This window comes from uncultured Psychrobacillus sp. (assembly GCF_938022135.1).
In the GTDB taxonomy this organism is placed as follows: Bacteria; Bacillota; Bacilli; order Bacillales_A; family Planococcaceae; genus Psychrobacillus.
The window spans coordinates 30,033-43,674 of record NZ_CALIED010000015.1; the positions used below are offsets into that span (position 1 = coordinate 30,033).

Annotated in this window: 14 protein-coding genes and 1 riboswitch; of the genes, 11 read left to right on the forward strand and 3 right to left on the reverse strand. The window is 38.1% G+C overall.

Annotated elements, in window-relative coordinates; all coding sequences use genetic code 11:
• Positions 1-275 precede the first annotated feature (275 nt).
• From Q0371_RS03050 to Q0371_RS03060, 3 genes are all read right to left on the reverse strand, one after another.
• A complete protein-coding gene (locus Q0371_RS03050) occupies positions 276-1,154 on the reverse strand; it encodes an ABC transporter ATP-binding protein (RefSeq protein WP_298468123.1) in 879 nt (292 codons plus the stop codon).
• Positions 1,151-3,634, reverse strand: a complete 2,484-nt coding sequence (locus Q0371_RS03055; RefSeq protein WP_298468126.1) for a hypothetical protein — start codon at positions 3,632-3,634, stop codon at positions 1,151-1,153. The genes Q0371_RS03050 and Q0371_RS03055 overlap by 4 nt, the downstream gene beginning before the upstream one ends.
• A 197-nt stretch (positions 3,635-3,831) precedes the next feature.
• The gene (locus tag Q0371_RS03060) at positions 3,832-4,149 is read right to left on the reverse strand and encodes a hypothetical protein (protein WP_298468129.1); all 318 of its coding nucleotides are present in this window, start codon (positions 4,147-4,149) and stop codon (positions 3,832-3,834) included.
• A 466-nt stretch (positions 4,150-4,615) separates the two neighbouring features.
• Here Q0371_RS03060 and Q0371_RS03065 point away from each other — a divergent pair, with 466 nt between their 5' ends.
• The 11 genes from Q0371_RS03065 to Q0371_RS03115 all read left to right on the forward strand — a co-directional run bounded on the left by Q0371_RS03065 (position 4,616) and on the right by Q0371_RS03115 (position 13,633).
• Positions 4,616-5,089 (forward strand): DUF2975 domain-containing protein, encoded by a 474-nt coding sequence (locus Q0371_RS03065; protein ID WP_298468132.1) that lies wholly within the window; start codon positions 4,616-4,618, stop codon positions 5,087-5,089.
• Between the two features lie 23 nt (positions 5,090-5,112).
• Entirely contained in the window at positions 5,113-5,400 is a 288-nt protein-coding gene (locus Q0371_RS03070; protein WP_298468135.1) for a hypothetical protein, read from the forward strand.
• Positions 5,401-5,434: 34 nt separating this feature from the next.
• Positions 5,435-6,061 carry a DUF2185 domain-containing protein gene (locus Q0371_RS03075; protein ID WP_298468138.1) on the forward strand — a complete coding sequence of 209 codons (627 nt, stop codon included), beginning with the start codon at positions 5,435-5,437 and terminating at the stop codon, positions 6,059-6,061.
• Between the two features lie 12 nt (positions 6,062-6,073).
• Positions 6,074-6,754, forward strand: a complete 681-nt coding sequence (locus tag Q0371_RS03080) for a DUF1963 domain-containing protein (RefSeq protein WP_298468141.1) — start codon at positions 6,074-6,076, stop codon at positions 6,752-6,754.
• Positions 6,755-6,917: 163 nt separating this feature from the next.
• A complete protein-coding gene (locus Q0371_RS03085; RefSeq protein ID WP_298468143.1) occupies positions 6,918-7,055 on the forward strand; it encodes a hypothetical protein in 138 nt (45 codons plus the stop codon).
• Between the two features lie 378 nt (positions 7,056-7,433).
• Positions 7,434-7,576, forward strand: a riboswitch (cobalamin riboswitch).
• A gap of 120 nt (positions 7,577-7,696) precedes the next feature.
• Positions 7,697-8,650, forward strand: a complete 954-nt coding sequence (locus Q0371_RS03090; protein ID WP_298468146.1) for an ABC transporter substrate-binding protein — start codon at positions 7,697-7,699, stop codon at positions 8,648-8,650.
• A complete protein-coding gene (locus Q0371_RS03095; RefSeq protein WP_298468149.1) occupies positions 8,643-9,638 on the forward strand; it encodes an iron ABC transporter permease in 996 nt (331 codons plus the stop codon). The genes Q0371_RS03090 and Q0371_RS03095 overlap by 8 nt, the downstream gene beginning before the upstream one ends.
• Position 9,639: 1 nt before the next feature.
• On the forward strand, positions 9,640-11,109 hold the full coding sequence (locus tag Q0371_RS03100) for a heme ABC transporter ATP-binding protein (RefSeq protein WP_298468151.1): 1,470 nt from the start codon (positions 9,640-9,642) through the stop codon (positions 11,107-11,109).
• A 1-nt stretch (position 11,110) separates the two neighbouring features.
• The gene (cbiB, locus tag Q0371_RS03105) at positions 11,111-12,067 is read left to right on the forward strand and encodes an adenosylcobinamide-phosphate synthase CbiB (RefSeq protein ID WP_298468153.1); all 957 of its coding nucleotides are present in this window, start codon (positions 11,111-11,113) and stop codon (positions 12,065-12,067) included.
• On the forward strand, positions 12,054-13,130 hold the full coding sequence (locus tag Q0371_RS03110) for an aminotransferase class I/II-fold pyridoxal phosphate-dependent enzyme (protein ID WP_298468156.1): 1,077 nt from the start codon (positions 12,054-12,056) through the stop codon (positions 13,128-13,130). The genes cbiB and Q0371_RS03110 overlap by 14 nt, the downstream gene beginning before the upstream one ends.
• Positions 13,103-13,633, forward strand: a complete 531-nt coding sequence (locus Q0371_RS03115) for a bifunctional adenosylcobinamide kinase/adenosylcobinamide-phosphate guanylyltransferase (protein ID WP_298468161.1) — start codon at positions 13,103-13,105, stop codon at positions 13,631-13,633. The genes Q0371_RS03110 and Q0371_RS03115 overlap by 28 nt, the downstream gene beginning before the upstream one ends.
• The last annotated feature ends 9 nt before the right edge of the window (positions 13,634-13,642 follow it).

Consider the following 13,642-nt stretch of genomic DNA (forward strand, 5'->3'; position numbering starts at 1 on the left):
CATATAGTTTGTTATTATATTTTTTACTTTAAAAACCCGAACCTTTTCTAATTATTGATTGAAGTGAGAGGCGGCGACTCCAGCGACAGGCGGGAGAAAGATAAGTCATCACAGCCACGCGCGTAAGCGATGGGTGATGGCTTATCGCTCACCCCGCGAAAAAGCGTCTGGTTGGCGCGGAAATCAATTCTACTTGCCGATTTAGAGTACATCATAAATCAACCTTAGCCTTTAACAGAGCCTTTTTTAAAGCTAGCTCATTTGATGAAAGTGGGCTACACCTCGTAAAAATGCTTATACCTTTCCTCCAGATTAGGCTTCCTTTGGTTGACGGATAGAATTTGTACTTTATTCTTTAGTAGCCACTCCAAATATTCTCCTACATCATGATTTTGATCTGTAATAATTCGGTTTTCCCACACCTGATAAGGTAATGGACTGTCGGTCATCAGCTTTTCTAACACGGTATCCTTGGGAACTAAAACTTCAATTTGATAAGGGAGATTTACTACTAATGTTTTGTCGTCTTTAAACAATGTTCCGTCTTTGATAAACCATATTTTTTTCGTCAGATCCTCCAAAATATCCAGGTTATGTGTGGAAATGAGAAAGCTAATTCCTTGCGCATGTAAGGTGCGAATCAGCTCCTTCAATTCGATCGTACTTGTAGGGTCCAGTCCATTAAAAGGTTCATCCATTAAAATGACAGAAGGCTTTGTTAGAATGCATAATGCAATAAGTAAATGCTGTCTCATCCCGTACGAGTAGGATTTTAAGGGCTGGTCGACATAGGATCGGATTCCAATTTGCTCAATAACTTCTTCAATTGCCGTTTTCTCCAACCTATAGATGTTTGCAACAAATGCTAAATGGTCGAATCCAGTTAGCTGCATATATAAATAGTTATCGCTCGGTAAAAAGGTAATGTATTTATAAAAGTCAGGACTCTGATTAGAGATGTTTTTGACCTTCACCGTTCCATATTCAAACTCTTCAATTGCCAGAATGGATCGTAAAAGAGTGGATTTACCTGCTCCATTTGGGCCTACTAGACCGATAACGTCACCTTCATGAATCTCAAATGAAATATCGCGCAAAACAAGTTTTTTTCCATACTTTTTTCTGAGCTGGCGAACTTCTAATACTGACATCATGACACCCTCTTCCTTCTTGGTATGAAGCCTATTAGGAACAATGATAAACCACTAAGCAACAGAATCATCGATCCATTACGGAAATTGACGGCGGACGAGCTCGCTAATACCGATTTCCAGCCATCTACAATGTTCCATGTATCAAAATAAACAAATGGATTAAGATACATAAAGGAAGTAGTAATGTATTGATTTGCGAAGTAATAACCCAATACGGAAACTAATAATGTGATAACTAAAGAAACATAATAGTTTTTAATCCATCTCCCAATTAAACTAAATAAGCTATTCAGAAAGAAGATTTGGGCAACGATAAGAAATCCACTTTTAACGAGTAACACTAGTAAACTCTCAAAGTAAAAATAACTATTCTCGACAGGAGAAAAAAACGTGTTTTGGTTCGTGTTTTCAAGAGCATAGACTAAAATCGGATAGTCCGGTTCACCGAAGCCACCTATAATTGAACTGACAATAAATGTAATGCCACCGCTAATTAGAATTGCCCCATAAGCAATTAAGAGATTGTAAATCCATTTGCTTGCATAGATAGATTGGAAAGTAAGTGGCTTGGTAGTCAAAAAATGAATGGATGATGTTGGTCGCTGTTCCACGGAAAGACATGTCCATAGCAGAAGTATAAACACACATAAGACCACCAACATTATATTCCAATCTAAAAATTTATACATAGTGAACAAGCTACTATTTCCATATTTCGTGTTTCTTTCTTGAGATGATTTTAGTAAGGTGTAGTGTTCGTTACCTAAAGCATAACTAGGATCATTGAAATGAGAAATCCACTGATACCCGATCGGCCATGGTGTAATATTTTTCTTATCTAATATATGCTGTTGCTCCTCAGAAGCCATTACAGTAACATTCCACATGGTTGAATCTAATTCTCTATAGGATTGGTCGGGCTTCGTAATTTCATTATATTTTTGAGCGAAATCTTGCGAACCAATATTATATTTTAACTCATCCAATACGTTGTATTCGTTTTCAGCGTGTCTAATCATCATGGTGAATGGGTTTTCCTCGGGAAAGTCTGTCGTCCCGTCTCCTGAATCCTCCGAAATGCGATTCGCTTCAACTTCTCTATTAAAATCCTCTTCATGGACTTTCCACTGTACTTGTTCTTCAATAAGGAGGTTTTGTAAATCTTCCATAACATTCAAGTATATGGTTGGCAGCTTTTGATAGGTTTGATTGACGATAATAAATGTACTACCGATAATCCCAGTTAACAGAATAATGGTAAGCAACACATGACCTTTGCGCTTCTTTTTAATATGTTCAAATTGAAGTAACTGCATCCTCCCCTCGAGTTTCGGATAAAACCGCTTGCGAGCATAAGCAGGGAGGGGGGAGGTGAATACCACATTCTTCGATTTAAATACCGGAAAGCATGCTAGTAAACATAGAATGAGCAAGAGGAGCATTCCAGTTAAATACGTTACAAAACGATTGGTTGGTAGTAAATGCATCTCATAAGAAACAATTAGATGGATAGGATTAAACATATGAAATCCAAATAGAACAGAATAAATATAACCACACACGACCGTGACGGCAATGATTGCTAAAAGTACACTAAATGAAAGCCGCTGTTTAAACAAACATATTGCAATCGTCAGCATAAGTGCCACAAAAATTGCCCAACCAATTGGAAGGAAGAGTAGCCATTTCCATAATGGCACCATAACTGTTTCTGTACCAATAAGCATATCTATTGGATAGTGTATCGTCTCTAAATTTCCAGTTAAAAGAGGCGGCAATAAGGAAAAGAATCCTGCTAAAATCGTATATACAATGGCAAGCATTAAAAAAGGTATGAGGTACCCGTAATAGATTGCAGTATTTGAAAGTGAGTTAACTTTAAAGAACTCGAATGTTCGATTCTGTTCATCAGAAATAATTTTATAAATGAAGATGAGAAAAAATAGAAATGCAGTAAAGGGACTGAATAATAGCTGGAATAACTGCTTAGAAAATAGTGCTGTATTAAAAGGGGTCTCTTGTTCCGTAAAAGGTAGGCCTTGTTTCGATAATGCGGCTGCTTTTTGTTGCTCAACTTTTAAAACCTGAGGATTAATATAACTTATAAAGTCATAGCTTTCATACTCACTATATGCTTTTAAGTAGGCGAGGTTTTCGTTGGAAATATCTAAATCTCCTCGAGCCAGCTTAGTTGATATTTCTTTTAAATACACTTCTTGGAGGAGTAAACTGTCTAGTGCTAGTTGTTGTTCTTCAGGTAAGCCTAAATCCTTTTTTTTATTTAATAGGCTACCAATGATAAAATTAATGGTTTCCTTGCGATCATTAAATGTGTCTTGTAGCTCCTGTTGAGTTGTTCCAGATTCATTACTATTAATAGTCATCAAAGAAACGATAAATAGAATGATAATAAAAGGTACCAATAATATGTATTTACTTTTTAAGATTCCTTTCATAACGAAACTTATAACTTCTTTCATGAGTTCCTCCCTGAAAAACAGACGTAGATTGGCCCACTTCCTCTTTATGTATGATTATATGCTTGTATAATGGAGTATAATTTCTAGAAAAAGAAAACATCCCTTTAAATAGTGAAACTTACAGAGAACTGCAGAGTTAAACAACTACGTAAAGGGATGATTTCTAACAAAGCCTTTATTTTAACTACTCTATCTTCCTATTTTTCAAGTTCAAGTGATAATGGTGCATGGGGACCTGTTCTAATATATCCTGAGAAAAATGAGTAGTTTCCAGAGCCGTCTGCAAAACCTCTATTATAAATATACCCAGAATACGTTTTACCATTTCTAGTTTCAGTTACCCACATAGATTGATCTCTAGTAAAACGAACCGTTCTTGAAACAAAAATTTGTTCTGAAGCTACATCAACTTTTGTTTCTTTACTTTCAGTGGCTCGTACATTTTCTGCTTGGGCTGTGAATCCAAAACTTAAAGCAATTACAAAACTTAACAATAATATTTTAAATTTCTTCATAAAGTATATTCCTCCGTATCAAATTTTATTTTTTTAGAAAACAAAATACTTAGGAAGAAAATCGGCCGATTATTCTTACAATTCAATCTTTTCACATTATAATAACCTTGTCCAGCTCTTTTTGTTACACACTTTCTTAGAGGAAATGCCTATTTTTAGTATGTTTTCAAGAGTAACTTGTGTAAGTAATTATAAATGTTTTTTGAAATTTTCAAATGTGAGATCAGTCCACATTGCCTTTTAAAAGACGAAATTAGTTTAAAATCTTTAATTCTATAATGTAGACAAAGTGCTAAATGCAGCAAATGGATCTCTTACAGGAATAAAGACATTTAAAAACTTTCAGAATTTTATTCTGGTTCCTTTATAATCCTAGAGTATTAATATATTTTATTTACAATAGTATTTATTCTAAAACAATCAAATATGTAATATTATGTAGACAATGAATGAGTGAGGTGCTTTTATGGAAAAAGCTATTATTTTATTTTTAAAGTTGGCCGTCATTTTAATGGGAATCCCGGTTCTCGCGTTATGTATCTTTTTAGTGCCTGAAATAGCAGGCTTTGCAGCGGAATTATATCCTGACCATTCTTATCTAAAATATCTAGTTTATATCGATTTGTATGCAACAGCTATTCCTTTTTACTTTGCTCTATACCAAGCACTAAAGCTTTTAAATTATATAGGTCATCATATTACCTTCTCTGAACCTTCAGTAAGAGCCTTGGAGAAGATAAAATACTGTGGATTAGCTATTAGCTCTTTATACGTTTTAGGTATGCCAATATTCTTTCTTATGGCAGATAAGGATGATGCGCCTGGAATCATAGGCATCGGACTAGGCATGATTTTTGCTTCTCTTGGAATTGCAGCCTTCGCATCTGTTCTACAAAGACTTCTACAAGAAGCAATTGCACGATTGGAACATAAGAAATGAAAAGTAGAGGCTTAATTATTGGAATGACTATAATAATTATAGCTGTTCTTGCTTTTTTCCTTTTTAGTAGAGCTGATTATCATGGTAAGATAGGGGACTTAACCGAAAGTAAATTTATATTATATCCTCTTGAAATTAACCCTGAATACGAGCATTTTACTCCTAAAGTTCATTTCTCTAATTTCACCAAAATAACAGGGGAAATAAATAACATGCGGAGTTTACAAGAAGGACAAGAAGTGAAAATATGGACTGTGGAAAAGCAAGGAAAGATAGTTGTCAAAAAAATTAAAGTGATGAAAGACTCGTAAAAATTATGTCGAAACAGTTCAAGGGGTAAATATAATGTCATGGTACTTAGAGAGTGTTTATAAGAGAAATAAAGAAGCGCCCTATACTTTTTATATTCCTAGCCAGGAAGTAATTGATATTTTAAGAATAGGAGATCGGGTCAAATTAATTTTCGAATGCGAGACTAGAGCAGACGGGTATGCAGGTGAAAGAATGTGGGTGAAAATTACCCATAGGGATATGGAAAACTTTAAGGGAGTTCTTTCAAACGACCCAATCAATATAAGCGAATTAAAAATTGGACAAGAAATTTCATTTCATGCAGATCATATATGTGACACTGAGTATAATGATTCAAAATCTTCTAAATGGGATTATTACTTTGATACGAAAATAATTGTAAGCAACGATGTTTTAGAGAGAGATGAATTTAATTTTATGTTAAAAGATGATCCAAAAGATGCTCAAGATTCTGGTTGGTCTGTTTTAACTGGTTACGAAGATGATAGATTTTTAAGTAATTCTGACAATTTTCAGTATATATCCATAGGTGTAATTTTAAATATAGATGACTCTGTTCTTTCTTTTATTGATGATCCACCTCTATGTGCATATGAAAGAAATGACCACGGTGTCTTCTATAAAATAGAAGATTACGATTGGGAGTCTTACTTAGCTTAGGAGGGGATTTATATGAACATTGCTCAATTAAAAGAAGTACTATTTAAGCAAGCTACCATTTTTGAGACGGGTGGTTATCGACCAACGGAAGAATTAGGAGAGAGCTGGATTGGAAAGGTCTTGTGGGGAAAAGAAGAAAATATCCCTTCACAGTTTGAGCCTTTATGCACCATTTTTTTAAACGAACTCCCTTACGTACCGGAGGAATTAAAAAATATTCAACTAATCACCATTTATATGGATTTTAGTGTATATAATCATTTAAACAATGATAATTTAGCATCTTTTTTTATGATTAATTGCTATACAAGCCTCAACGAATTACATAAAATAAACGATCAATCTGCAAGGATGAAACCTTTTCCATTAAAACCGAAACTAGTTGAGAATGATGCTCCCGCCTGGGACTCTGAGGATATACCACCAGAAATTGTAGACGAGATTTTACGCATTGAATTAGAGGATGCCATCGAATATTACGATGATATCGTGGAGGATATCTATCCTATGCATAAGATCGGTGGATACCCCTCTTATACCCAGAGCGGAGTCTCCTATGGTGACGAATATCCCTTTGTCTTTCAGATAAGCTCTGATGCGAAAGCACAATTCAACATAGTAGACAGTGGTAGCTTCTATTTTTTCTATAATCAAGACAAACAAGAGTGGATTGTGTACTGTGATTTTTATTAATAGCAGGTAAAAAAAGTAGTAATTGATTAAAGCTCATTTCAGTAAAAGTTTTTTTATATTATTTATCTCAAAATGTTTTGATTCAATTATTCCCTTTGTTTTTAGATATATTAAGAAGATGGAGCGAATTTCAGTTGCACACAACTAAGAGAGGGTGTTCTTTTTGACTGGATGGAAAGAAGAAAATAAACCAAATATCCTGGAAACGGCACGAGAACAATCAAAAGCAACGAAAAAAATACTAAAAGAAGTAAGAGAAACGATTGATAAAAAAAATGATGAAAACAAGAAATCGCGATGAAAAACTACTATATTAAGCTTTTTTAAGGTTAAAGTTGTTCGTGTTTTATATATCATAAAAAAGTCTTTACCAATCAACCACGAACCTTTTCTAATAATTGATTGTAGCGGCAGGCGGCGACTCCAGCGGGAGGAGGGAGACAAATAAGACATCACAACCACGCGCGTAAGCGATGGGTGAGGGCTTATCGCTCCCCTCGCGGAAAGCGTCCGCCAGAGCGGAAATCAATTCTACTTTCCACATTTAAAAGCATATAAACTTCAATATTCTTTATTAATCGTTCGTATTGTTGAAATGTATAAAATGTATGCTTTTTCAAATACCGACTTCAACTCGACAACATCTAAATATAAGGTATAATAAATGCAAGAAACAATAGAATAACATTTGCTTAAAGGTGCTCTAGTTATCGGTTACTAGAGTTAAAAGGGAAGCTGGTTAAAGTCCAGCGCGGTCCCGCCACTGTAAGTGATGCATATGCATCATAAGCCAGAAAACCTGCCTTTACGTACACACCCATTACCTACGCGGATAGGTCTGGTGTAGGTCCGCTTTCGGTTTTTCGTGGCTGATTTATACCTATCTATCTCTCATCCTAGGATGGGGGATTTTTTGTTGTCTATATTTAGGAGGAATAAAGGATGAAGAAACTGTGGTTAATTATTGGAATGACCTTGCTGATTTTAGGTGGTTGTAATGAGCAAGAGACACTTCCAACAGAAAAAGAAAGTAGCCAGGAAATTGGTAACTCAGAAACGGCATTCCCACTTACACTGACGGATGCAGTAGGACAAGAAATTACGCTAGAGGAAGCTCCGAAATCAATCGTATCCATGATTCCAAGTAACACGGAGATTCTATTTGCTTTGGGACTAAATGAGGAAATTATCGGTGTTAATGATTACGAAAGCTATCCAAAGGAAGCGTTAGATAAAGAAAAAATTGGCGGGATGGAATTTAACATTGAAAAAATTATCTCTTTAAGTCCGGATATTGTATTCGCTCATGAATCCATTGTTTCAATGGCAGAGGCAGGATTACAGCAGCTTCGAGATGCTGGTGTAAAGGTATTTGTGGTACAGGATGCAAAGGATTTTAACTTAACCTATACAACTATTGAACAAATTGGCCGAGCAACGGGGAAATATGAGGAAGCACAAGCCGTTATAGAGGATATGAAGGCAAAGGTTGACGAAATTCAAGAAAAAGTTGCAAAAGTAGAGACAAAGAAAACAGTATTCGTAGAAACTTCCGATGTACCAGAAATCTATACTCCTGGTAATGGGACATTTATGCAAGAAATTTTAACGATGGTCAATGCAGAAAACATTATGGCTGATCAAGATGGCTGGTTTCAAGTTAACCCAGAGGAAATAGTAAGCCGTAACCCAGATGTAATGTTAATCACCTATGACTACGTGGAAGGAATTGTAGAAAAGGTGAAGCAGCGTGATGGCTTTGACACAGTGACTGCCATTCAAAACGATGAGGTGGTACAAGTGGATGAGGATGCAACGAGTCGTCCAGGTCCACGTTTAGTAGAAGGCCTAGAGGAAGTGGCTAAGGCTATTTATCCGGAGGCATTTAGTGAGTAAATCAATGATCGGTTATACCTTGTCACTGGCTACGTTAATCGTAGCCATTTGGCTAGGTGTGTCGGTCGGATCTGTAAAGGTACCGATCAGTACTTTATGGGATACGGGTACAGATGCGATTGCAACAAATATCGTCTGGAAGATTCGCATGCCGCGAGTTATACTCGCAGGATTAGTCGGAGCATCCCTGGCAATAGCGGGAGCAGCTTTTCAAAGTCTGCTTAAAAATCCGCTAGCCGATCCTTATACATTGGGAGTGTCGTCCGGAGCATCGGTTGGTGCAGTGGCTACACTCTTTTTTGGAATATCAGTACCTTTTTTAGGAATGTTCACCTTGCCTGTTTTCAGTATGGCAGGGGCGTTAATCACTATGCTGATCGTCATTTCCTTTGCGAAGCTAGTTGATCGAGCGATGAAGATGGAAACGATTATTTTAACAGGCATTATCTTTAGCTCGTTTCTCGGCTCAGTCATTTCCTTAATGATTGCCTTAACAGGGGAAGAGCTGAGACAAATTATCGGTTGGTTACTTGGAAGTGTCTCTATGCGTGGCTGGAGCTATGTTCAAATGGCATTGCCGTTTATGATAATTGGTTCACTTTTATTATGGTTGAACCGTAGGGAGCTAAATGCAATGCTGTTTGGAGAAGAACGGGCACAGCATTTAGGTGTGGAAGTGAAGAAACGTAAAATGATGATTCTAATAGGAGGGTCTATGCTTACCGGGACCGCTGTAGCTGTATCGGGAACCATTGGATTCGTGGGGTTGGTTGTTCCTCATATGACGAGGCTGCTGTTTGGCTCCGATAACCGGCATGTTCTTCCTTTAAGCTTCATAAACGGAGCTTCGTTATTAATCATTTGTGACTTGGTGTCACGTACCATTATATCTCCAACAGAGCTACCAATAGGTGTCATCACTGCCTTTATAGGTGCACCAGTATTTGCATTTATCTTCTTCCGACAACGTAAAAAAGGAGCTGCTTAGCATGCTAGAGATCAAAAACATTTCTGGTGGTTACAATCAAAAACTAGTCGTGCATGACGTATCCTTCCAGGTATCTAAAGGAGAGATGCTAGGAATATTAGGTCCAAACGGCAGCGGGAAATCTACCCTTTTAAAATTGATGAGTGGCATACTTACCCCTGCATCAGGAGAAGTATTGATTGAAGGTAAGCAACTAAAATCCTATTCCTCAAAGGAGCTTGCGAAAAGGCTGGCCGTTTTGCCGCAGCTGCACAATCAAGCTTTTTCACATACCGTTCGAGATACGGTTTCACTCGGTCGTTACCCTCACCAGTCGGGCTGGTTTTCAACATGGTCGCAAGAGGACGAGGTAGCGACACAGGAAGCAATGAGGCTGACTGCTATCGACAAATATGAAAAGCATTTACTAGAGCTTCTATCAGGAGGAGAACAGCAGCGGGTGTTTGTAGCACAGGCATTGGCTCAGCAAGCTCCCATATTGCTGTTAGATGAGCCGACCAATCACTTGGATATTGCTCATCAAAAACAACTTCTAGATACGATTAAGACACAAGCAATTGAGAATGGTATTACGGTTATAAGCATTTTTCATGATATTAACCTTGCATCGCTTTACTGTGACAGGCTTTTATTGATGGACCAAGGGAGGATTAAAGTAATTGGAGAACCGCATGAGGTAGTAAAAAAGAGTTTAGTGGAAACGGTTTATGAAGCCAGAGTTAGCACTAGTCCTCATCCAGAACGTCCTAAACCACAAATAACCATTTTGCCAGACGTAAAGGAAAAACAAGACGATAAACCAATTACAGTGTCCAATTTTCAAGTAACGGATGATTATGTTCTCTTCCGAGCAGAAAATCAATTAAAGACGTGGTCATCTGCAGTCATTAATGCAGGAAGTGGCTGGTATAGAAACTTTGTCAATCGAAGAGTGGATGCGAGCTACCATTGTGATAACGTTCAGGAGGAAATGATAGAATACCTTGCTGCCGAAGGATTATCAGAGGCAGATACGGTAGGTATGATGACAGCGGTCAAAACTACGGACGCTATCATAAAAGAGTACAAAACACCTCTTGGTAATCTAGTCGTAATGGTAACTGCGGGGGTTGGAAATGCAGTGGATGTCTCTAGAGCGCATGAGGTTGAAATGTTTCCTGCTGTAGGTACGATCAATACATGGATTGTTATTAATGGTGAGCTAGCAGAGGAGGCATTTATTCAATCTGTTATCACTGCAACGGAGGCTAAAACGAAAGCGATGGCTCATGAACAAGTGATGGATTCAAGAACTGGTACACTTGCGACCGGTACCTCGACAGATAGCGTCCTAATTGCTGCTACACAAAAAGGTACTTATATTGAATATGCAGGTCCTATAACAGAAATTGGTAAAAAGATTGGGCAAGGTGTATTTGAATGTACAGTGGAGGCTATTCAGATATATAAAAAGGCTAAGGGATGGGTGTAAGATGGCATCTCATATGATAGCAATAGCAATTGGTCTTCTGCTAGATCGATTAATAGGAGATCCTCCTAATTGGCCTCATCCAGTCCGTTGGATCGGCACGCTTATTTCATGGCTAACCAAGCAATTAAACAAAGGTAGTAAGAGGAAGCTTAAAGGGCTGATCCTAGTCCTAGTTATAGTGGGCATATCATTTAGCGTTGCTCTAGTGCTTGTAACCGTTGCTTATTCTATTCATATTGTTTTAGGAATTGCGCTAGAAAGTATACTTATTACTTCTGGCCTCGCCCAAAAAAGCTTGAAGAACGCTGCAATGGATGTATACAAGCCTTTGATAGAGGGGGATTTACCTAATGCAAGGGTTAAGCTTTCATGGATTGTAGGAAGAGACACGGAATATTTGGACGAGGAGGAAATAACTAGAGGGGTAGTAGAAACCGTCTCTGAGAATATAAGTGATGGAGTTACTGCACCTCTATTTTTTGCCTTTTTATTTGGTGCTCCTGGTCTGTGGGCATATAAAGCAATCAATACTTTAGATTCCATGGTTGGCTATAAAAATGAACAGTTCGAGGAGTTTGGTTATACAGCAGCAAAGTTAGATGATGTTGCGAATTATATCCCGAGTCGATTAACTGGGTTGGCCATTATGCTGGGAGGAAGAAAGGAAACTGACATTCCCTTGAAAGAGAGAATGAAGGGGTGGTGGATGGATGCTAAGAAGCATCCGAGTCCCAATAGTGGCTTTTTAGAAGCAGCCACGGCCTATCAATTAGGCATACAGTTAGGCGGAAGAAATACATATAAAGGAGTCGTTTCCAATCGTGCATTGATGGGAATTCGTAAGGTTCCTTTAAGTGCAAGACATATATTAGGAGCGATTTCCCATTTACACACAGCCGTCTTTCTTTTCTGGTTTGGAATGACGGGGATAGGAGGTTTAATACTTGTCGTTACCTAGCCACGGAGCAAATGCTCACCAATTATATCAACGTCTAAACATTCCAATACCTGAGATGGTCATTGATTTTAGCGAAAATGTGAATCCACTAGGTCCCCCCAATTTTGTGAGGGAGCAGTGGGAATCCTATGCAAATCTAATAACGAAATATCCAGATCCCTATGGAGAGCCATTCCTAAGCGCGGCTGCAATGTATCATGGTGTGAGCTTAAAACAAATACTCATTGGCAATGGTGCAGCTGAGATATTTGCAAGCATTGCCATTCGCTATCAGCATAAAAAAGTAGTGATAATTCATCCGACATTCTCTGAATACGAGGCTACGATCAGACCATATGGGGCAGTAATCAAGGAGATTATAGCAATAAGTTCGCTGCCGATGAATGAGGTGCTTAGCGCCGTAGAAAACGCAGATGTTCTGTATATATGCAGACCAAATAATCCTACAGGCTACCTGGTCCCCTTAGAGGAAATCATACAGATAGCGACTGCTGCAAAAAGGCATGATTGTGATTTAGTGTTGGATGAGGCTTTCTTAGATTTTATAGAGGAACAGGAATCTTTTATTCCGTATTTAAGTGATTTTCCTAATGTTATCGTTGTCCGTTCAATGACTAAGATGTATGCAATTCCAGGGCTACGACTTGGCTATGCAGTAGCGGGGAAAGCAACAATAGACGATATTCGTTCAAGGCTGCCTCACTGGAATAGTAATGCATTGGCAACTACGATTGGTGCACAGTGCTTCAAGGAAGAGGAGTATAGACAGCATGCTATTCATTTTGCGCGAAAGGCACGAACGGACTTCACCCAATTTTTAGAGGGGCTTAATTGTAGAGTGCTACCATCTCAAACAAATTTTCTTTGCTTTCAGCTTCCCGACCTTGTTCAGTCGAAGGATTTTTTTGAATATTTACTAGCTAAAGGCTGCGTGCTACGACATACGGAAAACTTTAAAGGACTAGATGGTAATTGGTTTAGAGTAGGGATGAAAAAAGAAGATGACATGCAGCACTTGAAAAAGGAGTTGACCACATGGTTCGAGGAAAGCTTGTCTTTATAACAGGGGGAGTGCGGAGCGGGAAAAGCCACTTTGCGGAGCAATACCTGATGAACGAGCGGGCTCCTCGTAATATATATGTTGCTTCAGGTGTAGCAACAGACAGAGAAATGGAACAAAGAATTGCACATCACCAGAGAGATCGGGAAAATTATCCGGTAAACTGGATTACGATTGAGCAACCGAGATATTTGGAGAAACTAGTGCCAGCAATCAAGGCGACAGATGGAATCCTTTGGGACTGTGTCACGACTTGGCTAGCAAACGAGCTTTATGTTAGTGACATGGAAAAGGTGGAAATGAGGCTATTTGAAACAATCGACCGATTGTTAGAAAAGGTAAAGGTCATGGTCGTTGTATCCAATGAAGTGCTAGATGAACAACTTTCTAGCTATGAAAGTGTGCTTCTCTATCAGCAGTGGATTGGTCGTATTCATCAAAAGTTAGTTGCTAAAGCGGATGTTGCATACGAAATGGAGTATGGATTAGGACATCAGTGGAAATGAGGTGGAATG